The organism is Spirosoma sp. KCTC 42546, assembly GCF_006965485.1.
GTDB lineage: Bacteria > Bacteroidota > Bacteroidia > Cytophagales > Spirosomataceae > Spirosoma.
In genome coordinates, this window is the sequence record NZ_CP041360.1 from 878,116 (window position 1) to 901,455 (window position 23,340).

The 23,340-nt window shown below is 42.5% G+C and carries 18 protein-coding genes and 1 pseudogene; 9 read left to right on the forward strand and 10 right to left on the reverse strand.

Translation table 11 applies throughout. From position 1 onward, the window contains the following. The 4 genes from EXU85_RS03665 to EXU85_RS03680 all read left to right on the forward strand — a co-directional run bounded on the left by EXU85_RS03665 (position 1) and on the right by EXU85_RS03680 (position 5,705). Positions 1–3,330: a hypothetical protein gene (locus EXU85_RS03665; protein WP_142770773.1), complete on the forward strand. Its 3,330-nt coding sequence runs from the start codon at positions 1–3 to the stop codon at positions 3,328–3,330. A gap of 412 nt (positions 3,331–3,742) precedes the next feature. After that, on the forward strand, positions 3,743–4,219 hold the full coding sequence (locus tag EXU85_RS03670) for a hypothetical protein (protein WP_142770774.1): 477 nt from the start codon (positions 3,743–3,745) through the stop codon (positions 4,217–4,219). After that, on the forward strand, positions 4,216–5,181 hold the full coding sequence (locus tag EXU85_RS03675; protein ID WP_142770775.1) for a hypothetical protein: 966 nt from the start codon (positions 4,216–4,218) through the stop codon (positions 5,179–5,181). Before EXU85_RS03670 ends, EXU85_RS03675 begins: the two co-directional genes overlap by 4 nt. A gap of 8 nt (positions 5,182–5,189) precedes the next feature. Next, positions 5,190–5,705, forward strand: coding sequence for a hypothetical protein (locus EXU85_RS03680; RefSeq protein ID WP_142770776.1), 516 nt, complete (start codon positions 5,190–5,192; stop codon positions 5,703–5,705). Positions 5,706–5,919: 214 nt separating this feature from the next. Here the strand turns inward: EXU85_RS03680 and EXU85_RS03685 are convergent, their stop codons facing one another. The 4 genes from EXU85_RS03685 to EXU85_RS03695 form a co-directional block, all read right to left on the reverse strand. Further along, positions 5,920–6,990, reverse strand: a complete 1,071-nt coding sequence (locus tag EXU85_RS03685; RefSeq protein WP_210422433.1) for an IS256 family transposase — start codon at positions 6,988–6,990, stop codon at positions 5,920–5,922. A gap of 396 nt (positions 6,991–7,386) precedes the next feature. Next, a complete protein-coding gene (locus EXU85_RS03690) occupies positions 7,387–7,971 on the reverse strand; it encodes a hypothetical protein (RefSeq protein ID WP_142770777.1) in 585 nt (194 codons plus the stop codon). Next, positions 7,895–8,368 (reverse strand): hypothetical protein, encoded by a 474-nt coding sequence (locus tag EXU85_RS35250; protein ID WP_168207733.1) that lies wholly within the window; start codon positions 8,366–8,368, stop codon positions 7,895–7,897. The genes EXU85_RS03690 and EXU85_RS35250 overlap by 77 nt, the downstream gene beginning before the upstream one ends. An 83-nt stretch (positions 8,369–8,451) precedes the next feature. Beyond that, positions 8,452–11,799 carry a CHAT domain-containing protein gene (locus tag EXU85_RS03695; protein WP_142770778.1) on the reverse strand — a complete coding sequence of 1,116 codons (3,348 nt, stop codon included), beginning with the start codon at positions 11,797–11,799 and terminating at the stop codon, positions 8,452–8,454. A gap of 199 nt (positions 11,800–11,998) precedes the next feature. Here EXU85_RS03695 and EXU85_RS03700 point away from each other — a divergent pair, with 199 nt between their 5' ends. Next, positions 11,999–12,280, forward strand: a complete 282-nt coding sequence (locus EXU85_RS03700) for a hypothetical protein (RefSeq protein ID WP_371732037.1) — start codon at positions 11,999–12,001, stop codon at positions 12,278–12,280. 120 nt (positions 12,281–12,400) lie between these two features. On the opposite strand, the gene EXU85_RS03705 is transcribed toward EXU85_RS03700, so the two are convergent. Both EXU85_RS03705 and EXU85_RS03710 read right to left on the reverse strand, forming a co-directional pair. Then, entirely contained in the window at positions 12,401–12,889 is a 489-nt protein-coding gene (locus EXU85_RS03705) for a hypothetical protein (protein ID WP_142770780.1), read from the reverse strand. Further along, the gene (locus EXU85_RS03710) at positions 12,876–13,607 is read right to left on the reverse strand and encodes a hypothetical protein (protein ID WP_142770781.1); all 732 of its coding nucleotides are present in this window, start codon (positions 13,605–13,607) and stop codon (positions 12,876–12,878) included. The genes EXU85_RS03705 and EXU85_RS03710 overlap by 14 nt, the downstream gene beginning before the upstream one ends. Before the next feature lie 562 nt (positions 13,608–14,169). Here EXU85_RS03710 and EXU85_RS03715 point away from each other — a divergent pair. Continuing rightward, complete coding sequence (locus EXU85_RS03715) at positions 14,170–14,649, forward strand: hypothetical protein (RefSeq protein WP_142770782.1); 480 nt, start codon at positions 14,170–14,172, stop codon at positions 14,647–14,649. Next, positions 14,646–15,626 (forward strand): relaxase/mobilization nuclease domain-containing protein, encoded by a 981-nt coding sequence (locus tag EXU85_RS03720; protein ID WP_142770783.1) that lies wholly within the window; start codon positions 14,646–14,648, stop codon positions 15,624–15,626. Before EXU85_RS03715 ends, EXU85_RS03720 begins: the two co-directional genes overlap by 4 nt. A gap of 8 nt (positions 15,627–15,634) precedes the next feature. Here the strand turns inward: EXU85_RS03720 and EXU85_RS03725 are convergent, their stop codons facing one another. Next, positions 15,635–16,516 (reverse strand): hypothetical protein, encoded by an 882-nt coding sequence (locus EXU85_RS03725; protein ID WP_142770784.1) that lies wholly within the window; start codon positions 16,514–16,516, stop codon positions 15,635–15,637. A gap of 184 nt (positions 16,517–16,700) precedes the next feature. Then, complete coding sequence (locus tag EXU85_RS03730; protein ID WP_142770785.1) at positions 16,701–17,381, reverse strand: HipA family kinase; 681 nt, start codon at positions 17,379–17,381, stop codon at positions 16,701–16,703. Positions 17,382–17,968: 587 nt separating this feature from the next. Here EXU85_RS03730 and EXU85_RS03735 point away from each other — a divergent pair. Then, entirely contained in the window at positions 17,969–18,931 is a 963-nt protein-coding gene (locus EXU85_RS03735) for a caspase family protein (protein WP_168207734.1), read from the forward strand. 11 nt (positions 18,932–18,942) lie between these two features. Next, entirely contained in the window at positions 18,943–20,436 is a 1,494-nt protein-coding gene (locus EXU85_RS03740) for a hypothetical protein (protein WP_142770787.1), read from the forward strand. Positions 20,437–20,446: 10 nt separating this feature from the next. Here the strand turns inward: EXU85_RS03740 and EXU85_RS03745 are convergent, their stop codons facing one another. Together EXU85_RS03745 and EXU85_RS36100 are read right to left on the reverse strand one after the other, a co-directional pair. Beyond that, positions 20,447–21,826 (reverse strand): restriction endonuclease subunit S, encoded by a 1,380-nt coding sequence (locus tag EXU85_RS03745; RefSeq protein ID WP_210422434.1) that lies wholly within the window; start codon positions 21,824–21,826, stop codon positions 20,447–20,449. 11 nt (positions 21,827–21,837) lie between these two features. Beyond that, positions 21,838–23,333 (reverse strand): annotated as a pseudogene (locus EXU85_RS36100) (N-6 DNA methylase). Between the last annotated feature and the right edge of the window lie 7 nt (positions 23,334–23,340).

Consider the following 23,340-nt stretch of genomic DNA (forward strand, 5'->3'; position numbering starts at 1 on the left):
ATGTTCCGAATCACTGAGTCCTCAAATAGCAGCGTTACATTTCTGCTCTCCCCGCGGAATTATACGCAGATCTACAACCGGCTAAAGACGTTACTTTCGGCAGAACAACTTGCATTGTTTGCTCGTCCTGAGAAGTTAGGGGACACGATGCAGTGGAGTTCGGAATTACCCGGCAATTCGACAGATATAATTGCTTTATCAGCTTTGAGCGAGGCAGATAAAGATCAGGTTGCAGACATGTTAGAGGAGCAAAAGGCGGCTATTAGTGGAATCTTGTCAGCTAATTCGGAGTTTGAGTCAATCCTAAATCAACTTTTTTCAGTCCCTGAAACCTCAGCAATTAAAGTACTCAGAACGGACCAAGCACTCGTACCCATACTAACCCAGTGGGGATGTCGATTAAATGAATCTGACACGCAAACAGATCCCGTAACAACACTCATAAATAAACCCAGAATCAATTCAGCGCCGGTTGTCGTATCGTTCTTTTATACAGATGGAAGCCCGGCAACGGCAAAAGAATTTTACATTGAGTACCTGAACCGGGAAAGTAAAGAACGGACCAGCAAGGAGGGCCAATATAACCGGGGGCGGTGTAAACTCAATAGCCAATTTACAATATATGATCTGGTCGATGGGCAACAGGCCTATAAGCATGAGTTCACAGTATCGCCTGATGGAACTTACGTCGTTCGTTTTCCTTATTTAACCTCGGCAACTATACAGGTCGTCGATCAGAAAAATCGTCCGCTTGCCGATGTAGCAGTCGATATCACTGTAGATGGCCAGTCGTCCACCCATGCAAGTGATAAAGTTGGCCTGATTCAGCTAGCTAAAGTAGAAGCAGGTAAGCCAATCTCCATTACTGAACAAGCCAATCCTAATAATAATCAGCAACATCAACTCGCTCGTGAGCAGAATCGGTATACCCTTCAGGTATATCGGCCTATCTGGGCCAATGCCTCGCTAAAAGTAGTTGATCAGAATGGGATTCCTCAAGTAGACTATTCGGTTGTTTATACTGATGGGAATGAATCCAGAGAGGGGATTACAGGAAGTGACGGGGCCCTGCAACTTGGTCAGTTTGAAGAAGGGAAAGCAATAAAAGTTTGGCCTAAGAATAAACCCGATGCGGCCCAAACTCATGCGATTCAGGAAGGAACGAATGAATTCATTCTGACTATTCATAAAGACCCGCCCAAATTTGTCAAAGTAACGTTGCTGGGCTATGATGGCAAGCCAATTCCCGGCATAAATATGGGCCTGAAGCACGCTAGTCAATCAGAACAAGTAATAACTGACGAAGTAGGTACCTCTACACTTCCCTTCGAATGGTTTACAGACAAGAAGAAAGTAAAGGCTACAGGGAATGTAAAAAGTAAGAATAAAAAAGGGAAAGAGAAAATTCAACGATTTAGCGAATCGTTTCCCTTTAAGGTCGATCAGTTAGCTTACACCATTCGGTTGAAACGAAAGCGGCCTTGGTGGTTATTGTTACTGCTACTATTGCCCCTATTACTACTTCTTCAGTGTGAGAAAACTATTTACGTCAAAACCGTAGATGCTAATACAAAGCAGCCTGTAGTGGGAGCTGAGGTAAACTTCACTCATACGAAGTCAGCGCTTTATGAGAATAGTCGGTTTTTCACGAATGACAATAAACACGACCGACAGCCAAGCGCGCTGAACGGAATTGCTAAATTTGAGAAAGTTAAATACACAGTTTATTCTTGGCTGTTTAAACACGGCTCTATAGCCCAATTCTGGGCGGTTAATAATTGTTATAGTTCCGATACTTTACGACCAGCTTTTCATAGCATCAAAGATAGCGATACCCTAACGCTTTCTATGCGGCCCGTAATGATTGCAATGGATTTTAAAGCGGTGGACAAGGCCGACAAAGCCGCACTCCCACAGACAAAAATTACAATTATCAGCGAACTCGGTGGTGGCCGATATATAGATACGGCAACGACCGGTGCCAACGGTAGGGTTGCATTCTATCGGGTACCTAAGTGTGGCCGGGTAATATCTGTTCGGGGTGAACACGATGGCTATTTCCCCGACAGTATAGTTAACCACAACCCAGGCAATTTGCTTGGTGCTATCGACCAGAAACGTCTGTTGCAATTACAGCCGATTCGAAAACCCATTGAGTTTTTTGTCGTTGACTGTCAAACCAGGCAGCCTATAGCCGGTGCAACCGTTGAAGTTGAATTTGATTTTAATGGTCAGAAATCGAAATCGCTGGTTAAAACAAACACCGATGGGCAAGGCAAAGGCGTATATGGAAGTGCTTATGTCATTGCACTAATCCATCTAAAAGGGTATGCAGACTATTATAAAGATGGAGAGCTGGCCGATCAACATCTGGTTGGAGACTTCATTGATTCGAACAAATATCCAAAAGACAAACGAACATTTTGTTTGGAGCCAGAGCCTAATCCACTCGTCTTCCAGAACATTGACGAGCGTACCAACGCTCCTTTGGCGGGGGTTAAAAATTCGGTTACAATCATTAACGGATCGGGTATGGCCCGAACAATTATTAAAGAAAGTAATCGAGATGGAAGTTTTACAGTAAGTATTAATCCTGGGGATAAAGTGTCTAATATCTCCGAGTTACGCCCTGATTACGAAGATAACACAACCAAAATACAGGACAAAGATGGAATGGAGCTGTTGAAAGGCCCAGCGGATGGTCGAATCATTCCGCTGAAGCCTAAAGAAGTTGATCTCGTTTTTCGGACTATCGAGGAGTTGACTGGCCAAGTGTTGCCTGATGCAGTATTGAACATTACTGTTGATGGTAAATCAGTATCTCCCACTAATAGTGGAACTGGTGAATTCACTGTAAAAGCTCCCGCATCAAGTGCCATTTCTATTGTAGCATCTAAACCCGGTTATGGTAGTAATTCAAGTAAGGTGAATAATGAATCAGTAAAACTGCTTCAATCAGCACCACAGCCAGAACGGGACATACCGCTCAAAATCGCTTCACAGCCAAAGCCTTGTGTAGAGCCGGAGGCTTCTCAAACAAATAGTGACTTTGAGGAGGAGTATAACATGGGGGACCCCAATCGGAAGTTTACTGTAAATTATGATATGCGCAGTATCCCTGATCGATTGATTATTACTTGTGGTAGAAAGAATGAATCTGGTAAAATTCTTTTCGATCAGGATTTGCAAGGCCCCGGTACTATACCAATTGATATGTCTACTTGTGGGAATTCCTCTTGGATAACAGTAAAAGTAGTCGCAAATAAATGGGCGATGGTATTGGGGCAGGATACTGAGTGGAGTTTTCAGTTTGTTTGTGAAAATCAATAATTGTCAGCAGGTTCAAGACGTATATCGTATATGAGTCGATGGTTGGTATTACTGAATTGTTTTTTATATAGTTTAAGCTCGCCGTCCTGGGCTCAGCAATATATTTGTGGTTATGGTGATATACAGGATAGCTACCCAAATAAGCCAGGCGTATTGTGGGGTTCTCATTTCTATGATGTTGGCAAAGTGGTTATCTGTAATGCTCGTCAAGAGGGATGCACTGAAGAATTTGTATATAAGACTATGCTCACTGACGTATCATTTGATTCTCTTGTATGCAATATCTCCCCATGAATGACTGCGAAATCTATACCTTTGGCAAATTAGGGTGAGCTTATATTAATAATATTTTGCTAAATCTGACTAATTGTACAACTACAGACTCTAACTTATTCGAAAAACTTTATAATTTATGACTTATCAAACACTACAGTACCTTTCTCAAATATTAGTATTAATAGGATTGATACTAGCTGCATTAGGGGGTTATGGCTCCTTCCATTACGGTCAAGAGATAGAAAAAGAAAAATCAAAGAAAGAAAATGTCAAGCCAAATTCTTCCTTAAAAACTAATTCAGGTCACAGTAATCCAGAGCCACTGATTCCATCAGGCTACCCAGATGAAAGAAAAAAAAATAAAAATTTTCAAGTGAGAGGATATATATATGAAAGTGAAAGTAAACATGCAATTGAGGGAGTTGAAGTGAGTATTGGAGGAATAACAACAAGAACAGATCATCATGGCTTTTTCGATCTCTCCGTAAACGGAAAAAAAGATGAAACAAAAATGATTCATCTACAAAAAGAAGGCTATAGGCCTATATTCATAAGAATACCAATACCACAAGATAATTACGTCGAATATTTAAATAAAGAAATAGAACCATGAAAAATATTATATTTTTATTTTTGGTCTTTTGCGAATTAATAAGTTATGAATCATTTAGCCAAACTTTCAGAAGAATTAGAGGCACAATTACTGAGGAAGGAACGAATTTGCCTGTAATGGCAATAAAAGTGTTTACAGATTTTAATGTAACCACAACAGATGCCTTAGGTCGATTTGAACTTGATTTATCAAGTTGTAAGGCTTGTACCGTTGGCCAAAGAATAGCTTTAGGTACTTATAATGATGACTTTGGCTTTTTTCAGAAAGACGTTGTTATTGATAGAAATTTATCAATAGGCACTCTTTCTATACCCCGCAATCCTAATATCACTGGTATAATGGGTATTGTTAAAGATGTAAAGACCAAAAAAGCAATAAGGAATATAAAAGTTAGAATTGGTATAGATGGCAATCCAAATGTAAGAGATGAGGTTAAGACGGATGATTTCGGTATGTATAACTTCCGATTAAGAAAGGATAAAGTAGGCAATATTAAGTATGTGACTATCTTTTTTGAAGATGAGACAGGGCTTCATATGCCAAAGCATGAAACTAAAAATATTGCAACACACATTGAAACCTCATTAGACCCAAATGAAAGTCCTGCAATAGAAATTGAAATTAAAGGTTATGAAAAAACTCAAATAAAAGTTTATCCAGGTAACCTTATCAGAATTAAAGCAAGTGGTAATATTCGCTTAGGCTCTTTTGTTGGAAGTACAGACCCAGATGGTATAGCATCAGGCATTGCAGGATTCTCTTTAGAAGGCTATAATATTAATAGGAATATAAAACATGGAGCTTTATTATATAGGATAACTGGAGATAATGACTGGAAATTTTCAGGTAAAGATATTGAGTTTACAGCCCAAAAAGAAGGGTATATAGAATTTCAAGTTAATGACCGAGAACAGGGGAATAATAGTGGCTTATACAAGGCGAAAGTGATTGTAATAAAGTAACCGAAAAAATGATATCACTTAGTAATAAGAATTTACTGTACGTTATTTTAGTTTTATTGTTTGGTTTGTTTCCTTATCATCAGGATATTACGAAACAGCAGAATACGATATGGTATAATTACTTACCTAATTGTCCATGTAAAAATCCAGATAGTACTGGTGTTTATGTAAATGATGGGTGGGCAAAAGATAAAGGAAATATAACAAAATACCACCGAGGTGCAGCAGAGTGTTTTCGGTCTTATCCCCCTATTGAAACTTCAGAGGGCAAATCAGGACAGCAATGTTGTTATGATAAAAGTAATAATCTAATCACAGAAGGTAGTGGCGCTGGTACACCAGATAAAGAGAGTACTTGTAGTGGTGAAAATAGTAAAGGAGTAATGATTACAAGACTTATTGGGATTATAGGACACTATCGAAAAGATGTCAAGCCTTGGGATGATATGGGTGGGGAGAATAATGGCTGGGTTAAATATAACCAATTATGGAAGCCAAATCAAGGCAAGAATTGTAAATATTGACCAACAAAACGAGATTGGGGCGTGCTCGGTAAACTGTGTCAGCAGGATTTACTCGAAACGATGTGATTTAATTCGTTCTTCAAAGATAATGCTGAACTGATTGATTATCTCTTTCCAATTGTAGGTCGTCGTTTCCCACTTGATCTACAAATTCTGGATAACCAAATAGACCAACTTTTGTAAAGCTACGTCTGAGGAAAAAGCCCCTTTGGTCTTAGTCACTTTGCGTAACTGACGGTGATAGCCCTCGACCGTGTTTGTGCCGGGCGGCCGATGCCGTATACATCACCTTGCGAATAGGGGCTGGGTAGTCGAAAAACGGCGAAAGTAGTTCCCATTTCTCCAACCACGGTTGGATCGCTTTGGGATAAGCTGGCCCCCATTTTTCCTGAATTACTAACAAGTTTTCTAAGCCTTGTTTCCGGTTGGGAGCCTGATAAACAGTCTTCAGATCGTTGGCCAATTCTTTCAACAATTTGTCGGGCACAAAGCGGAAACTATTGCGCAGTTGGTGAACGATACAGAGCTGCACGGTTGTGGCCGGAAAAACACTGGCGATAGCCGTATCGAAGCCTTTCAAGCCATCAACACATGTAATGAGCAGATCTTCAACGCCCCTCTGTTTCAGATCCGTTAGTACTGTCAACCAAAACTTAGCCGACTCACTTTCAGCCGTGTAGATACCCAGTACTTGCTTTTTTCCTGACAGACTCAGGCCGATCACGCTATAAAGCACGCGGGTAACCACTTTACCATCATGACGCACTTTGTAATAGATGCCATCCAGCCAAACCAGCGTATATAGACTTTCTAACGGCCGATTCTGCCATTCTCGCATGGCTGGAATGACCTTGTCTGTAATAGCCGTTAATTCACTGTCGGACAGTGAATAGCCGTACATCTCCAGTAAATGTTGACTAATATCAGCATAGCTATTGCCTACACTGTACAGAGAAAGCACCTTCTGTTCCAATTGGGGCGTCAGTATAACCTGTCGCTTTGGGACGATCTGGGGTTGGTAGCTGCCCGTACGATCACGGGGAGTTTGCAACTCCAAAGGACCAGCACTGCTCTTGACTTGCTTAGTAGTTTTTCCATTACGCCGGTTCTGTTCAATGAGCCGGGTTTGGGCCAGATGTCCATCCATTTCTCCTTCCAAAGCGGACTCTAAAAAATGCTTGAGCAAGGGGGCGAACAGGCCATTTTCGCCCGTTAGGGGTTTGCCTTCGTAAAGGCCTTTGATAGCAGCCTGTTTGAAGGCCTCGAAATCGAACTCGTTAGTCATGTTAGTGAAATTAAGAGTTTTTGTCCCTTTATTCACCTGTGACACAGTTTAGCGAGCAGTCTCGATTTTAGGAACGATTTGATATAGCGACTACTCATGAAGAATTACTAAGTAATCAAGTGAATTTAGGCAGTTTCTTATACCTTAGTAATGCTCTGTATTTCAACACTTTAACAGCCACTAAAATCCACTTTAAATTCGCTCAATTACTTAATTAAAAAATCATTATTATTTCCTCTAAATAGTAATCAAGAACGCACTTGCCCTGTATTATAAATTTTGTGTATGCCTCCTCAAATTTTAGATTACCCGGAAATTTTTACCTATAGTGGTTCAATATTATGCCCTGCTACAGGGCACTTTAATACAATGTGTATGCGATGAGGATGCGCTGCTTTAGTTGGTGTTTGGCCTATTATTAGTCTTTGGCTTTTTATCCTCTATATTCTTCCAGGAATCATATAAGGATTGTTGACAAGTCTGCATTAACAGAAGGCTACGTTGTTTTAAAACTGACTTATATCCTTGCTGCATCTGAAGCATCTGTAATTCTTCACTAACCAATTTCATTCTATATGCTATACTGTCATTCTCAAAGAGAGGCATCTTACCCCAATAGAGTTGCTCAAAATGATGTTGCAGACTATCAAATTGGCGACTGGGAGCAGGAGTTGCAATCAATTTACCGGTTAACTCTCCAATCGTCATATAGGCATCTAACCGTTTTTCCCAGATTCTACGCTTAAATTCCTGTTCATCGTTTGCGCCTTGCTGGTATTGAAATTGCCAAGCCCCCAATATCAAGCCAATAGCTGTAAGGACAGGGCCAGCCACTTTGATATAAGTGTCGATATGATTTATTTTCTTTTGATCGTCTTTCCTTTTCTTCTTGGTCCCAGTCGGCTTATTGGAAGTAGAGGTATTGACTGGGCTCTGCTTTGGTTGCCCCTCTGATGGTGAGGATGAGTTGTTGGTTTCCATTGCTAAGGGGTTTTCCAAGGTCTTTCGGAACGATACGGATGGGATATATTATTAAATTTTTACCTTGTTGCTTTAAGTAGCTAAGGACCAGTATATTCTCGCCCTCCTGCTGAATAATCTTCCAAGTATAATTATTAATCACCCATTTACTGTCCTGACACTCCTGAAGAGTGAGGAATCGTTGATTCCCAACTTTGGTGAAGGTATATATCATCCCGCCATCAAAGCAACTATTTTCATCCTGGATCATTTTCGTTTGGATACTTTTCCATTGTCTGCGGCTACCTTGGGTGAGGGCTTGTTCTAATTGGGTCGGATTAAGCGGAGATGGCTCCTGTAGGGATTGTGCAAAGCTAATAGAACACGCTAGTAACAGAATAATCAGAAGATTTTTCATATAAACTAACAGTATGGTTTAGATATCTCTTTAAAAACCTATTTATCTTGAAAAAGTATGTTCGTATACTGTAATGCAGTTTATTATTCAAGTAGGGTAAAAGCGGCCCAATAATAAGGTTCTTTGGGGTAGTTTTTTTCCATGGCCTTCTGTGTAAGTTGAAATGCCTGACGAATGGTTTGACCCTGTGCTAAGTTAGTGTAAAAGTAGCTCATAAACTCATTGGTCTTTTCTTCGTCAACAGGCCACAGACTACACAATAGATAACGAACACCTGCTTGCTTAAAACCTCTTTGCAACCCAAACACGCCTTCACTGCCTTGTAAGTCTCCAAGAGCCGTTTGGCAAGCCGAGAGCACTACTAATTGGGTCTGACTAAGGTCCAGGTCAGCCACTTCATAGGCTGTCAAGATCCCATTTTCCGTGGAGTCGTTGGGCAGTTTCCCACCTGACCAGGCATAATTGGCACCACTAAGCACTATCCCAGAGCGCTCCATTGGTTCTGGCAAGGTAGCTAAAAGTCGGGCGAGGAGATGACTTTGAGTGCTTTCTAAAGCAGTAGTAACTCGGTTCTTATAGAAGCCATGAGTGGCCAGGTGCAGTACCAGTGGTGCATGGCCAGAAAGCTGTTTGATACTCTCTTCACAGGCAGCCGCGCCACTCTGCACCGATGCCTGGGGAATAAGAGTTCGAATTGTATCTATCTGCTGCTGAGTATTATCCAGGTTGATCCAGAAAAGGGGATCGGTCAGTTGAGCCGATTGTTCAAGCCAATGATTATAGGCTTCTGGAGAGATGTGACGTGTATAAATCCAGCTACTATCGGGGTCATAGTGCATAGCTCCATATATGACGGCACTCATTTGTGGGCTGTATGATAGGTCAGTTTGTCGAGTGGACTGTGTAAGTAGGCGTGTTGAGCTGAGGGGAATAAGTTTAAGGTTATCTTGCAAGCCTAAAGGCTTGCCTGTGGGGGTGGGTATAGCGGCCAAAGCAATATAGTGAAGCAATCCATCAACTGAGTAATAGATAGTTTTGGCTCCGTTGAGAGCTTTTTCAATAGGTTGCCACAAAAGTCGATATAGGGAGTCTCCCTTGACACCTTGATAGAGAGTGTTGATATTCTTAGGTGATAAGGTTTGTGAGACCAACCGTTGAAGAGGCTGTGCGTCAGTAAGTTTAATGAATTGGGGAGCTGCAATCTGTGGTCGTATGAGAAGGGCTGCATATAATGTAGTTTCGGTCCATTTTTTGTCGTAGTACCGGAACTGGACATACTCTATGGCAGCTTCGTCGGGCTTGAGTTTTTTTTGAACTTGTTGCCAGGTAATGGTTAGCTCATCAAAGGCTTGTTTATACTGAGGCAACAGAGTCAGGAATTGTTGGTTGACGGAATCAGCCTGTGCTTGCAGTACTTCTATATTATTTAATTGTCCCTTGGCATAGGCGTTGTTGATTCGCTTACGAATGCCCATATAGAGTTGTTGTAGCCGGACAACGGTTGTATCCTGAGCATGTTGGGTGAGTTTCTGGAGGTTTTGGATGGCAAGCAGTTGTAAGCCTTTGCGAGTTAGAATGTCATTGTAACCTTGGATAGCCAAATTTTGAAGGGAATGTTTATATGCTAATGATAGCGTAGCGTGAATACGATCATCATTATTCGTTAGATAGGTTCCTATATCTTTAGGAGTCAGGATTGGTAGATTCTGTCGCAGTTGTGTTTTAAAGATCGCCTGACTTTGTGCCAGAAAGTCGGCTGCCCGCTCGTACTGGCTCATGGCTTGATAAAGTTCAGACAGTTTATAGAGGTCGTCAATATACTTGGGGTGATTTTTACCTACAGCCTGCTCTCTAATTCTAAGAGCTTGTTGGAGAAGTGGGAGAGCCCGTTGATACTGGCCCATGTCTTGATAGAGTCCAGCCAGGTTACTGAGGCTGTTAGCATAGTCAAGATGTTTTTTGCCAACGGCTTGCGCTCTAATATTAAGTGCCTGTTGACAAAGCAAAATAGCTTCTTTATACCGACCCATGACTTGGTAGAGTCCAGCCAGATTATTGAGGCTGTTAGCATAGTCAAGATGTTTTTTGCCTACAACCTGCTCGCTGATTTTAAGGGCTTGTTGGAGAAGTGGGAGAGCCCGCTGATACTGGCCTATGTCTTGATAGGCTACAGCTATATTACTAAGACTGGTGGCATAATTAGGGTGGTTTTTGCCTACAGCCTGCTCTGTAAGCAAGAGCGACTGTTGATAGAGTAGGAGGATCTGATTATTTAGGCCCATCTCTTGATAAACTACAGCAAGGTTATTAAGTGCCCTTGCATAGTGGGGGTATTTTTTCCCTTCTACTTGCTCTGTGATCGTAAGTACCTGTTGCAAGAGAGGAATGGCCTGCTCATAACTCCCCATTTGTCGATAGACTGTAGCAAGGTTATTAAGACTAGTAGTATAATTAGGATGGCTTTTGTATCCAGCTTGCTCTGTAAGCAAGAGTGTCTCTTTATAGAGTGAAAGGGCCTGCTTATACTGGCCTATTTCTCTATAAAGCCCAGCCAAATTATTGAGGCTGGTAGTATAGCTAGGTTGTTTTTTATCTATTGTCTGCTCTTTGATCTTAAGAGCCTGTTGGTAGAATATGAGTGCCTGCTCATATTGGCCCATGTCTTTACAGAGTTCAGCCAAGTTGTCAAGGCCTTTAGCATATTCAGGATGGTTTTTGCCTAATGTCTGCCCTCTGATTTTAAGAGCCTGTTGATAGAGTGGCAGAGCTTGCTGATACTGGCCCATACCATGATAGCACAAAGCAAAAGTATTAAGGCTCTCTGCATATTCAGGGTGGTTTTTACCTACAGTCTGCTCAGTGAGTCTGAGTAACTGTTGGCAGAGTAAAATAGCCTCTTTATACTGACCTATGTCTTGATAGAGTCCAGCCAGATTACTAAGGCTGTTAATATAGTCGGGATGGTTTTTACCTAATGTCTGCTCCCTAATTTTAAGGGCTTGTTGGGAAAGCGGGAGGGCCTTCTCATACTGACCTATATTTTGATAAAGTTCAGCCAAGTTGTCAAGGCTTTTAGCATATTCAGGATGGTTTTTGCCTACAGCCTGCTCTCTGATTTTAAGAGCCTGTTGACAGAGTGGCATGGCCTGCTCGTATTGACCCATGACCTGATAGCACAAAGCAAGAGTATTGAGACTGTTGGCATAATCGATATGGTTTTTACCTACGACCTGCTCTTTGATCTTAAGGACCTTTTGGAGGAGTGGAAGAGCTTGCTGATAGTTCTTTTGTTGTATAAACCCAAAAGCTAAAATATATAATTCATCTGTAGAACGACTCTCCTTGGTAGATAACGTATCTATGGTGGATGACTGCCCAAAACAAGTGTTTAAGCTGATAAAACCGAAACAAAGGCATAAAAACCATTTCATACACGAAAGATTTAGTAATCAGTGCTTTAGAAAGTAAAACTTCGTCTGATCTTACTCAATTACTAAACTGGCCACCTCAACAATCCAACCAAATAACAAGAAGCCGTATTAGAGTTTCCCGCTGCTTACGAATAATCTAATTTATGAAGATATACCTGGGCAAATAGGAGTTGTTACCCATCTAATTACCGACAAAAAGATTGCCCATTTTATGGTTAGTCAGACTGTAGTTGGGCATTTCAAATATGAGCAATGGATGTCACGTGTTCAACCAGGTAATTTTGTCGCTCTTCGCTTGGAAGAACGTACTGGTAAGGATGGGCTATTCTGGGTACCTTTATCAGTAAAACCAACGAAGAAAGTTCCTTCTGATAAAGTATTTAAAACCTTCAGTGGGCCATTAAGACGCGTCAACGGTAAAGATTTTGGTTTTGTCGGTGATGTTTTTATGTCTCCAATTTTATTGAAAAAGTTTACTTAAACGTCGGAAGAAACTGTTTCAGGGGAGGCACTGCTATCGTTTGATAAAGTTAAGCAGGCATATGCCTGGAAGGCTCTTCAACTAAAAAGCACCTAATCAAAACCCCCTCCTACATTGCTATCAATAATGCAATGGTACTTTCACGCACTTACAGTCGCTGTTGTACACATAATGTTTACCCGCTTCAATAGTACCTTTTGACGGAGCTGCCCTAAGAATTAAATTTAAAGCTCCGTCTTCTGAGCGCTCCAACTGGCCCAATTGCATTAAAAACTGAAACTCGGCGGCATTCGGGTACTTATCTAACGTAGCTTTAATCGCCTGATAGCTTTGCTGTTGAGAATAAAACCAACTCACTATAGCAATAGTAAGCATTATTGGTATAGTCCAAACTCCATTACGACCTACACCATACCAGAAAGCCGCCTTGGGATTATCGGTTTGCAATGGTTGCTGACTTTCTCTGATACCAGCTGTTGCCTGTTGAATAAGCGTTTGATAGCGGCTACCAACTTCATCAACTTCAAGTAGCAATAAAGCCCCTGTTTTACCTACGTCAAATCCATATTTGCGTTGTGCCGCTGCCCGTCGATCGTCAATGACCTGCATTACTCTGTTCGGTTACTAATTGCTCAATTTCCCGCTCCATTAACATACGCTCTAAGAAGTCATATTCAGATAAGCCTTTGCCTAATTGCGCATAATGAATAATCTGCTTGCCAACCTCACTATCGGCATCGATGTTGCCGAAATTTTGCAGAGGTATAGCATTTGATTGACAAAACTGTTGTAGTACAGTTTGTTGGTCTGAGCGGGCTGGCCCCACGAAACCATATTGGTTAGCATGTACAATGACTGGAAATAATTGACCAAGCAAGGTCACTACATCCACAAGGTATTCAATACAAGGTTTGAACGCCGTATTCCCACCAATGACAATATGGAAAATAAACTGGCCTTGTGTTTGCCGCTCAACCCGTTTGAAAAGCGCTGCGGGAATATCCCGTCGAAGTAAAGCGGGAAGTTGTTCGGACTCTGGTGCTCCAAAATCCAAAAAATAGTGATTATAGGGAAGGGCCGATAACTCCAATACCGATCGAAGTAGTAATTGCCTATCTTGTTTATCGCGTTCGTTGAAAAGAGAAAGCTTAGCTACCCGTTTCTGGCTTCTAAGGAAGGCCAATTGGCGATCACTAGTTTTCGTAGAGTTATCTACATCTAAAAACAAAATGGAGGGTTCGTGTTCATTCGCCAGCGCATAGAGGTATGTCAAAAATGATTTACCTACGCCACCTTTGGCTTGAAGGATAAAGTGAAATTGTTTCATCGGTTTGCTCGGTAAATAGTGATTAGCTTGGTAGGAATTGGATGAGTGAAGATTGCTTAGTAAGTGAATCTAAATCGGGTACTGTTACGGCAAGTGCTTGGGGATTAGGGCTAACTATTGCTGATTTACCTACTGAGTTCACAGCTAGTTTAGATCGTCTGGGTTTATGTTTAGATCGGATGTGATAAATAATACTGGGACCTACCTCGATACCTAAATCATCTGAAATTTTCTGAGCCAGTACATCAGCCGTTAGGGGAGATTCAAACCATTCTTGGTAGTGTAAAAAGAGCAGGTCTCTGCGTTTCGTGTTACGTTTTCGAAACACATAGAGTAAGTCCTTTTTCGTCGTAGCGTTCATCATATGTCTACAATTGATTTTTACTTAAAAATACATCATTTCGGCTAATTATTATAGATTTGTCAAATGAACGTTAGAAAAAATGTTATTATTAGAATATTTTCGGCTAATTATTAGAAGATTGATAATTTTTATTTGGAGCGAGTTGTCTTTTCGCCGGGGGGAAATGATTGTTTCACTTAGAATTCTCTAAATCTGGCTATGGAGCAAGGCCATACTTTCAACCAAGATTCGCAAGCTAAACGCTCGGGACGCCCAACCAAAAAAGCGGAGCAGATTCGGTGTCATAAAGTGACGATTGCCTTAACCGAAAGCGAATACCAATACTTCAAAAAACTAGCTGGTCATGAACCGTTATTTGTACCTACTAGCCGCAATGCAAGGCCAAAACGACAGCATGGATCAATGGCTGGGCTAATTCGACGTTTAATGAAAATGAACGGGCTGGGTAAAGGACTGTCGCCTTTAGCAACCGTTGAGCAAGAGCGGATTTTAGGGCAGTTAGCTAATCAGTCTAATTACTTACAGCAACTGGGAAGGCAGGCGGATACAGCAGGATTTCTGGCGGTGGTTGTTCAAGTAACAGGCCTCATACAAAGAATAAGCGCTATTCTGGATGAGTATGATCGAATTCGAAGAATTGATCGGAAGGACGTACCTATTATCAACATACCCATATGATTGCCAAAGTAAGTGTAGGACGTAGCTTTAGTGGGGTAGTGCGGTATCTATTCGAAGGCCATCACGACGATTTACAGGCTAATAAGCAGGCCGAAATTTTGGCGGCTAATGGCGTACGGTTAGGGTCAATGGAACAGATGATATCGGATTTCAATCGGCACAGAGTGCTAAATACAGATTTAGGGGTTGCGGTATGGCACACTGCCTTAGCATTTCATGCGGATGACCGCCCAAAACTGACTGACCCCCAATTAATTGGGTTAGCTGAGGATTATATGCGTGAACTTCGTCTTGATCCCGATAATATACAGTGGTTGTTAGTAAAACATAATGATACCACTCATCCCCATATCCATTTAGTGATGAGTCGGGTAGATTTTGATGGTCGTACGGTTGACAAAAGTTTTTGCAAAGATCGTAGCCGCGAAGCAGCCAAACGCATTGCCAAACGACAAGGCCTGATCGTTGCTGCAGAACGGCAACGTTCTAACGTAGTTAACGGGCGGGTGATGTCCGCGGAATGGATGGAAACTAAACACCAAATTCAGGCGGTTGTAGTTGCAGAACTTCCTAATGTTTCTTCTCTGGTTGAGCTGGCTCAAAAGCTTCAATTACAGCAAATTCGGATCCATTTCCAGCATAGAAAACAGAAAAAGGGGAAAGGAGCTATAACAGGAATTACGTTTGAAGCCAACGGTCGTTTCATTCGAGGACGTAACATCGGTAAAGAGTTTAGCGCAGGATCATTACAAAAACAGCTACAGCAGACACTTCGCAGCTCAAAGCCTTATAGTGAGGCCCAATTACTACACCCAATGGCTAATAAAACTACAGCGTCAGAAACTCACCTAGCTGTAAAAAGTGACCAAAAATCTATCTTATCAGACGTTACCAGCAAGAAAAGGAATGACAATAGTGTGAAGAAGAAAGCAAAAAATATAGAAAGCTCAAGATCACGATTGCCTAAACTGGGATAAAGCCCTATCTAGCCTTCAGCTTCAATCGTATCTTCTGGCATGAGTGGCTGCACATTATGTTTGGCGATGTATTCGTCGATCCGCTCAGTTTCGTTTTCTGGTACAAATTCAAATGTCCGCTGTTGGCGAACGTTCTGCCATATTTCTCGCTGAAACGGGAAGTTAAGACCTGGCTCTTTACCAATCAGGAAGTACTTACCATCTACTTCGCCGTTAGCCTCGAAGGCTCTTGCTAAGGCAACAATTCGATTTATATCTGCTTCCAGTGAATAAAGTTGCTTCTTTTCGAAGTCGATTACTTGTCCAATCATGCCGACTTCGTTGCGGCCGGCAATATTCACCTTTGTAGGTGCAATAAGGCCAGGAACAACCTGAGCAGTAATTGTGGCATCCAGATTAACCCGTCCTTTTACTTTAGGATACAATTCACGACGGACGCGTTCCACAACATTGCTATTTGATGCGTGTTTACGGGCAGTTTCCCAGTCCTGATGAATATATTTTTGAAACAAACGAATAAATACATCGTCCGTCACGGGTAAGTCAATCGCTTTAGGCTCCGAGAAAGTTATTAGATTGTTGCTATATGTTGCTAGATAAGACACATAGCTTTTCTCTAAAAATCGACGCTCAAACGGCTCTATTGATACTTTATAGTTGAAGTATTTATTAACAGGTTCCGGATTTCCTATATACTCATCTAGATTTTTGACAAGCGTACGAGCTAGGCTATATGCTTCCGCCGGTAATAATACTCGGAGAGCATCTAATTTTTCTGGAGCGTAATGAAAAATCAGGCGGTTATCGTCACGTAACAACAGGGCAATACTCACCCGTTCATCCAGGGATGGACGAATATTGGCGTATATTATGCTGTAAAATGTTGTCATATAAGAAGACCGTTTTTAGGGATTCATTACTCTATTGCTTTTGTATATTAACGTAATAATAGCTGTAAATAGTGCCTGAAATCTGACTCTGCCTGGCTTAACCAGGCGTCATCAAAAAGGTTTTCAATAAGCCATTGCTGCCGTTCAGCAGTATCAATATTCCATAACGGGGGCACAAAGTTCACTATTTTCGGTAATGCTTTTGCACAAAGTGCGACTTTTGTCGGAAAGATGACAACACAATTTCACCGTCCCGCTTTAAAACTGTACTGTTCGCATAGAGCAATCGGCAGAAGTCAGTTGATAGAACGCTATCCTCTTCAGTCAAAGACGATAACGTATACTGACCAACGTTACCAGAATTAAAACATGCTGCGTGGTCAATCGCATGGATGAAAAATTTGCCTGACTGAATAGGTACTAGAAGCAAATTATAGTTATTACCATTGCGATCTTCATTCGCTGTCCATAGATCGAAGAGTGCTATTCGAAGTAAATCTACCCGATTTTGTATTTTCAGAACATCGTTTCGATTTGCCCCCAAGGCCGTCAAAGAATTATCTACTTCACGGGCATACTGCAAATAAATTGAGCCAAATACAGGTCGTTCGAAGAATGTCAATCGCGCACCTTCCCGCAATGCCTCAGTAGTGATATGTTCAGGTTTGACAGTCACCAGGCTAGCATCTGGAACAGGGATGCCCCATTCTTTAAGAAATCCCCAAGCTAACAACTCGTTAAGTTGCCGCTCAACATACCGGTATTTACAAACGTAATCATTCAGATCCTCGCAGGTAGCTAAAACTGGTCTGTCATTTGTCTGAAATACCTTATGTATGGCTTCGATGGAGTGGTGTGTCTGCAAACTAAATGAGCAAAAGTTAATCGAATATTTATGGTCGTGGCAGTAAGTATTTGATAGTTAATGATGCTCCATCGCCCAGAGGGGGTGCTTCAAGAATAACATCATTTTCTGTTCTAGCACCTCGCATTACACGACAGCACATTGGCATTCGATGATTTGGGCCTGGGTAGCCACCAACCTGACGATGCAAATTACCAGAATTGACAACAAGGTGAGATTGACTAGCTTGTTGAGCCTGTTGGAGCAGGCTGTTTAGTGCATTAGAAAAATCGTCAGCGGTAGGAGGCATGGAATTAGTGTAGTCAAGTACGATTCAAAATTATGCATTTACTGTTGTATTTCGGTGCATCAACTCTATACCCTTCAGGTAAGACATCTGCGGTAAAAGCAAGATATTAACCATCATTACTGGTTGAGTATACGTAATAAATACTTCTGAAAATGAGTTGATTACTGCTCGATAATAAAAAGTTTGTACGTTAAGCTATTCTTTAGGTGATTTCGCGCTGAGATACGGGAAATTTCCCATTGCCCAGTAACTAGCAGCTAGTGTAGTTTGCAGAAGTTTAATGAATTGCTTCCGACTCATGAATCTACGCTGTCTTTATAAAAGCGCACTGTGTGGCGCTTGTGCTTTTTTTAATCTAAAAGTTGGTTTAGCACAACAGGAAGGGTATGCAGTTTTAGTCGGTGTACGTTCGACAACAGCTGTAAGTTCAAAAGGACATCCGTTTGATAATAATGCAACAGCTGGGGTCGCCAAAGACCTCGAAAAAATACAAAAGCTGTTGCAGGCAGCAAAGTTCAAAGATCCAAATATTAAAATCTTAAGTAGCACGTCAGACACTCAGGCCAGTTCTATTTTAGAAAACCTGAAATCGATGAGTACTAAAGCAAAGACCGGCGATTTAGTCGTTTTCTACTTCAGTGGACATGGTGATACTACTCCTGATTTAGACAATGATGAGCTATCAGGTATGGATGGTATACTAGTAGCCAGTGACCGACGTATTGTAGATGACTTATTAAGGCCGATTTGGAATAGCTATCAGCGTGGCGTACGACTCGTTATGATTGTGGATGCATGCCATTCGGGTGAGTCGTACGATTTTTCACTTCTAGAACACCAACCCACAGAAGTATCGGCATCCCGTAGGCGCACTGCTATCCGCCAGGCCGATAACCAACGATTTTTAGCCATTACTACTCTTCGGAACTTGCGTTTTAGCAATGAAATAAAGTTTAATAATTCTCGACAAACATTTTTCACCTCGTGCCTCCAGGCAGCTCAAGACCCGGCTAAAACCTATCAAATGATTTATCTGGGAGCTTCGCATACAGCCAATATAACGGGTGGTAGTACTACAGGTAGCGTGTTTACGGACGCCTTGTATCGAAAAGCCCGTCAGACCGACCCTAACCAACCGGTTCGACGCACTTACCGGGAATTAATGGAAAATCTCGATACGTGCCCGTCTAAACTAAGTTATGCTGAACTTGGGCTGCTTACCCAAATTTTCCGAACTGATTATTTTCTCAAAATCCGCTAATAACCACTGCTATGAATTTCTATCCCATTCGCATCTCTACATTGCTGCTTTTTTTACTCTTTAGCAGTTGCAATCCGTCTTTCTTGACCAAAAAGTCGTTATTGACCGTAAAACGGATAGAGAGTATCCCAACAGAAACCAAAAACAGTGAAGGAGGATTGTATTATACACTACCCATGACAGTTATCTCCGTCGAAATTCCAGTGATGCGTATTGTCCGTGATAAAGGCGACAATTGCTGGGAGGAAGCTTTAAAGGAACGCTTAGGAACAAAAGATGCAACAGAACTGCAAAGTAAATGGGCTGCCAATGGGGATTCTTACACCTTCTATAAAATTAAGGATGAGGAAATAAAAATTACTACCCGCCCTGTACCTGACCCCAGTAAGGTGTTTTACATTGAGCTAAAAAACAAGTGGAATAAAAATCGTGAACTCACGGCCACACTCAATGAACTGGGGCAAATGACACAAAGTGATATGGTCAATCAGGACAAAACATTCGATCTGGTGGTGCAGGGTGTGCAGAGTGTCGCTGGTATCATTTCTACACTAATCTTACCCAAATCGGCCAATGAGCAAACTGGCGCTAACCTGGCCGATCCTGATACTGATGATTTAACCAGTTTTCAAAAACGTAAGAGTGATCTTAAAGCCGTGCGGGCAGCCCGGACAGCTCTTATCCAGCAGGATGATAACGCAGGATCGGAAGGTATTTTTAAACGGAAACTCGAAGAGCTTGATAAGATGGAAGAAGCCTTGCTGTCGCATCTGACGTTTGATGAAACCAAAACGCAGCTGATTCTCCGTATGGATATTCTGCTTAATAAGCCAGCGGCCAATACAGATCCTACAGAAACGATAAACTTGTTTTCATTAGCTAAAGATGGCACGCCTGTGTTGCATGCTAGCCCCGATGCGGGTACGTATCAGAATGATTATCTTCGGGATTTTGTAACGTTTGCTGCCCAGCCTGATACCGCAGCTCAGAAGGTATATAAACTGGTGGTATCGCATACATTTAAGAAACAAATGGCTGATTACATAAGTGAGTCGACCAGTGCCTCGCTTGATAATCGGGGATTGTCGTATAATGTTCCGGTATGGGCAAGGACTAAGGTAACGCTCGATGGCAAGAAAGACGGTAAGACCATTCCACAAAAGACTGTAGCGGTGGCGACTGTCGTAATGCCCCAATGGGGTAAACTGGCTTTTCTGCCCGAAAAATCCTCAAGCACAGGCGTTGAATACGATTTAAATACAGGTGGTATTCGCAAGCTGAGCATCAAGCAACCGGGCTTATCGGCATCGCAGATTGCCAATGCGGGAAATGCCCTGAACAGTGCGGCTACCCTAGTTCAGCCAGCGTCATTGACGGCACCAGTTGCTAATGCCACACGAGACAACGACCTGATTGAACAGAAGATACGAGCCATTAAGCTGCAAATGCAATATGACAGTTTGTCTAAGGTTAAAGACAAACTAACGCCTGTTAGCAACAATTAGAAAGACGTGGCTACCCTTCCACTGGCGTAGCCACGTCAACTTCGTTTGCTTCCTCTACCTGAAACGCCCGGTGCAGCAACGCCTTGAGCAACTCTCCGGCCTGTGTGCGCTGATGAGTTAATTCATCTCGCAATTGGCCCAGCTTTTCCATCGCCTGCTCCACAGCTTCAACAATGGCTTGCTGTTCAGTGAGGGGTGGAAGGGGGAAATAAAGCTCCCCTAGAATACCAAGATTAATATTCTTTTGGGCGGTTGCTGGAGCATAACGCTCAATGTAAGATTTCGATACGTCAATAAAGTACCGGACGAATGAAGATGTGGCCTGATCATTTAGGGGTGTGAATCCTACTACACTATCAGGGAAACAAGCGTCAAAAGTAAGAAATCCTGTTTCAGCGATGTTTGCAGCAATAGTGATACAAAGTGTCCCTGATGGCCAAAGCCTACTTTGGGCCAATCCAAATTCATTATACGTTGTGGAATAGGATTTAATTAAAAAGCCTGTTTTTTTTGATTGAGCTACATCGCCTGTTTGAATGAAAGGTACACTTCCATTTTTAAATAACCTTTCGTCATTACGTGGTCTGTGCTTTGATTTCCCTCTATCTAATATCCCTGCTTCCCCCAACCTACACCAAACCCAACCATCCGGCAATTCAAACGGTTTTTCGGCGTTGGTGATGGGTGGCAGTGGCTTTTCTTTTTTTAGTTTCTTCTGCTTAACAAGTTCGGCTTTTGCAGCCTGTATACAGGCGAGGAGCTGGGTGCCGGTTTCGGTGGCTGGGCCGTGTTGCTCCCGCCAACGGGCTGTTAACTTGCCCTGTATGGCATCTTGCAAAATGGCTTGCTGGAGTTTTTTGAGTAGTTCGTCCTGCTGGTTAAGTTCGGTTTGGAGGGCGTTGAGTTTGCCATTTGCCTGTAGCAGTTGCTCAAGCACCACACGTTGCTCGTCAATTGGTGGTAATGAGACCTCGTAACTATAAAACTTATTCGCCTGCAAACGCACCCGATTGGTAGTCCCATCGCTGGCTAGTCGGCACAGATTATCAAAAAATGAGGTTGAGGTCAGATACAGAAAGTAGGCTTTATCAATAATCGACTCATCAATATCAAAGTACCAGAAGTCATTTGTAACAACGGCCCCACCTAGCTCTTCTGGTATTATTCCGAAGGCTCCGTTGCGAGCATCAATGCCAGAAAGAATAAACTGACCAGCCTTCACTCGGTACATTGTCTTAGTCCCAATATCAATACCTGGTTTGGTTGTTCTCAGGCAGACTCCCTGATGCCGCATTCGTATCGTAACTAACCGATACGACAGCTCATCGTCAATATGTACAGGAAATCGTACACGGGTTAAAAAATCACTGATTTTATAATTCTTAAACATTAATCGAGCCGTTAAACTAAAGATTGCTCCAGTTCTGCTAATAAATCTATACTCCGTTGCATCGACTGTCCCAGCAATGCCAACAATTCAGCTGTTTCAACGGGAGCCTCTTCGGCTTTTCGGTGCGGGTTTTTAATGTCCAGATCAAAGTTTCGGGCCACGATTTGGTTAATGGGTACGCGCCAGGCCTGGTCGTTTTCTTCGCGGGCTTCCCACCAGGCTTTCAGTCCATCGAACTCCTCTATCCGGATAGTCTTGGTCTTGCTGTAGGCTTTCTGTCCATCAGGTAGCCGGTGTTCGTAATACCAGATTTCTTTGGTCGCCATCTTGTGGTTTCGGGGAGCATCGAATAGCGGCCCGGCACCGGGAGTCAGATCAATACTTTGTTTTTTCTCAAAAAAGAGCAGATTAGTACTTACCGTAGCGTAGGGTGCAAACACCGATTGCGGCAACCGGACAATGGTATGTAGGTTGCAGTCGGTTAGTAGCTTTTCGCGGATGCGTTGTTTCACCCCGTCGCCCGTCAGGGAGCCATCGGGCAACACGATAGCCGCCCGGCCACCCGCTTTCAGCAGATGAATCATCTGGACCAGAAATAGGTCGGCACTTTCCTTGGTCCGGTACGTTAGCGGAAAATTACCTTCGTTGCCGTTGGCTACCGTTCCACCAAAGGGTGGGTTAGCCAGAATCACATCAACCCGGTCGCGGTCGCGGATGCTAGTGTATTCTCGGCTCAGAGAGTCATCGTACGCAATGAGGGGCAGTTCTACATCATGCAGAATAAGATTGGTTAACGCCAGTACAAAAGGCAGTGGTTTATATTCTGTCCCCCGTACATTTTTTTGGATCAGTTGCCGGTCAGCTACGTTATTAGCTTGTTGCTTTAGGTGCTCAATCGCGGCCGTCAAAAACCTCCGGTGCCACAAGCGGGATCATAAATAATTTCGCCTAGTTGAGGGTTAATCGTATCGGTCATGAACTGAGTCACAGCGCGGGGAGTATAAAACTCTCCACTATCGCCTGCCGATTGCAGTTCCCGTAGAATGTTTTCATACAGGTCGCCAAAGAGATGCCGCTCAGTGGCACTATTGAAGTCAATTTCGGCTAGCTTATTACAAACCTTACGCAGATTCGTCCCTGACTTCATGTAATTATTGTTCCCTTCGAATACCTCCTGTATGAGCAATGCACGTGGATTAGCTCCACCGACACTGACGGTACGGGACAGCTCACGTAGCGTAGGGAATAACCGTCGATCCACAAACTCAAGAAGTACGTCACCAGTCATTCCTTCTGAGTCAGCAGCCCAGTTACGCCATTGAAAATCAGTTGGAATAGGCGATACGTAATCATCAACGAGCAGTTCCATTTCCTGGTCCTTATCGTCGAAGATTTTCAAGAATAACATCCACCCGAGTTGTTCAATACGCTGAGCATCGCCGTTGACGCCCTTGTCTTCGCGCATGATGTCGCGGATGGATTTAATAATGCCTTGTAAGTTGGCCATTTAAACT

Coding starts and splice junctions, on each gene's coding strand:
- EXU85_RS03710 (WP_142770781.1), bottom strand. CDS start 13,607: ATGAAACAATTTCACTTTATCCTTCAAGCCAAAGGTGGCGTAGGTAAA.
- EXU85_RS03695 (WP_142770778.1), bottom strand. CDS start 11,799: ATGAAATGGTTTTTATGCCTTTGTTTCGGTTTTATCAGCTTAAACACT.
- EXU85_RS03665 (WP_142770773.1), top strand. CDS start 1: ATGTTCCGAATCACTGAGTCCTCAAATAGCAGCGTTACATTTCTGCTC.
- EXU85_RS03725 (WP_142770784.1), bottom strand. CDS start 16,516: ATGACAACATTTTACAGCATAATATACGCCAATATTCGTCCATCCCTG.
- EXU85_RS03715 (WP_142770782.1), top strand. CDS start 14,170: ATGGAGCAAGGCCATACTTTCAACCAAGATTCGCAAGCTAAACGCTCG.
- EXU85_RS03670 (WP_142770774.1), top strand. CDS start 3,743: ATGACTTATCAAACACTACAGTACCTTTCTCAAATATTAGTATTAATA.
- EXU85_RS03740 (WP_142770787.1), top strand. CDS start 18,943: ATGAATTTCTATCCCATTCGCATCTCTACATTGCTGCTTTTTTTACTC.
- EXU85_RS03675 (WP_142770775.1), top strand. CDS start 4,216: ATGAAAAATATTATATTTTTATTTTTGGTCTTTTGCGAATTAATAAGT.
- EXU85_RS03735 (WP_168207734.1), top strand. CDS start 17,969: ATGAATCTACGCTGTCTTTATAAAAGCGCACTGTGTGGCGCTTGTGCT.
- EXU85_RS03685 (WP_210422433.1), bottom strand. CDS start 6,990: ATGACTAACGAGTTCGATTTCGAGGCCTTCAAACAGGCTGCTATCAAA.
- EXU85_RS03705 (WP_142770780.1), bottom strand. CDS start 12,889: ATGCAGGTCATTGACGATCGACGGGCAGCGGCACAACGCAAATATGGA.
- EXU85_RS03720 (WP_142770783.1), top strand. CDS start 14,646: ATGATTGCCAAAGTAAGTGTAGGACGTAGCTTTAGTGGGGTAGTGCGG.
- EXU85_RS03745 (WP_210422434.1), bottom strand. CDS start 21,826: ATGTTTAAGAATTATAAAATCAGTGATTTTTTAACCCGTGTACGATTT.
- EXU85_RS35250 (WP_168207733.1), bottom strand. CDS start 8,368: ATGAAAAATCTTCTGATTATTCTGTTACTAGCGTGTTCTATTAGCTTT.
- EXU85_RS03680 (WP_142770776.1), top strand. CDS start 5,190: ATGATATCACTTAGTAATAAGAATTTACTGTACGTTATTTTAGTTTTA.
- EXU85_RS03690 (WP_142770777.1), bottom strand. CDS start 7,971: ATGGAAACCAACAACTCATCCTCACCATCAGAGGGGCAACCAAAGCAG.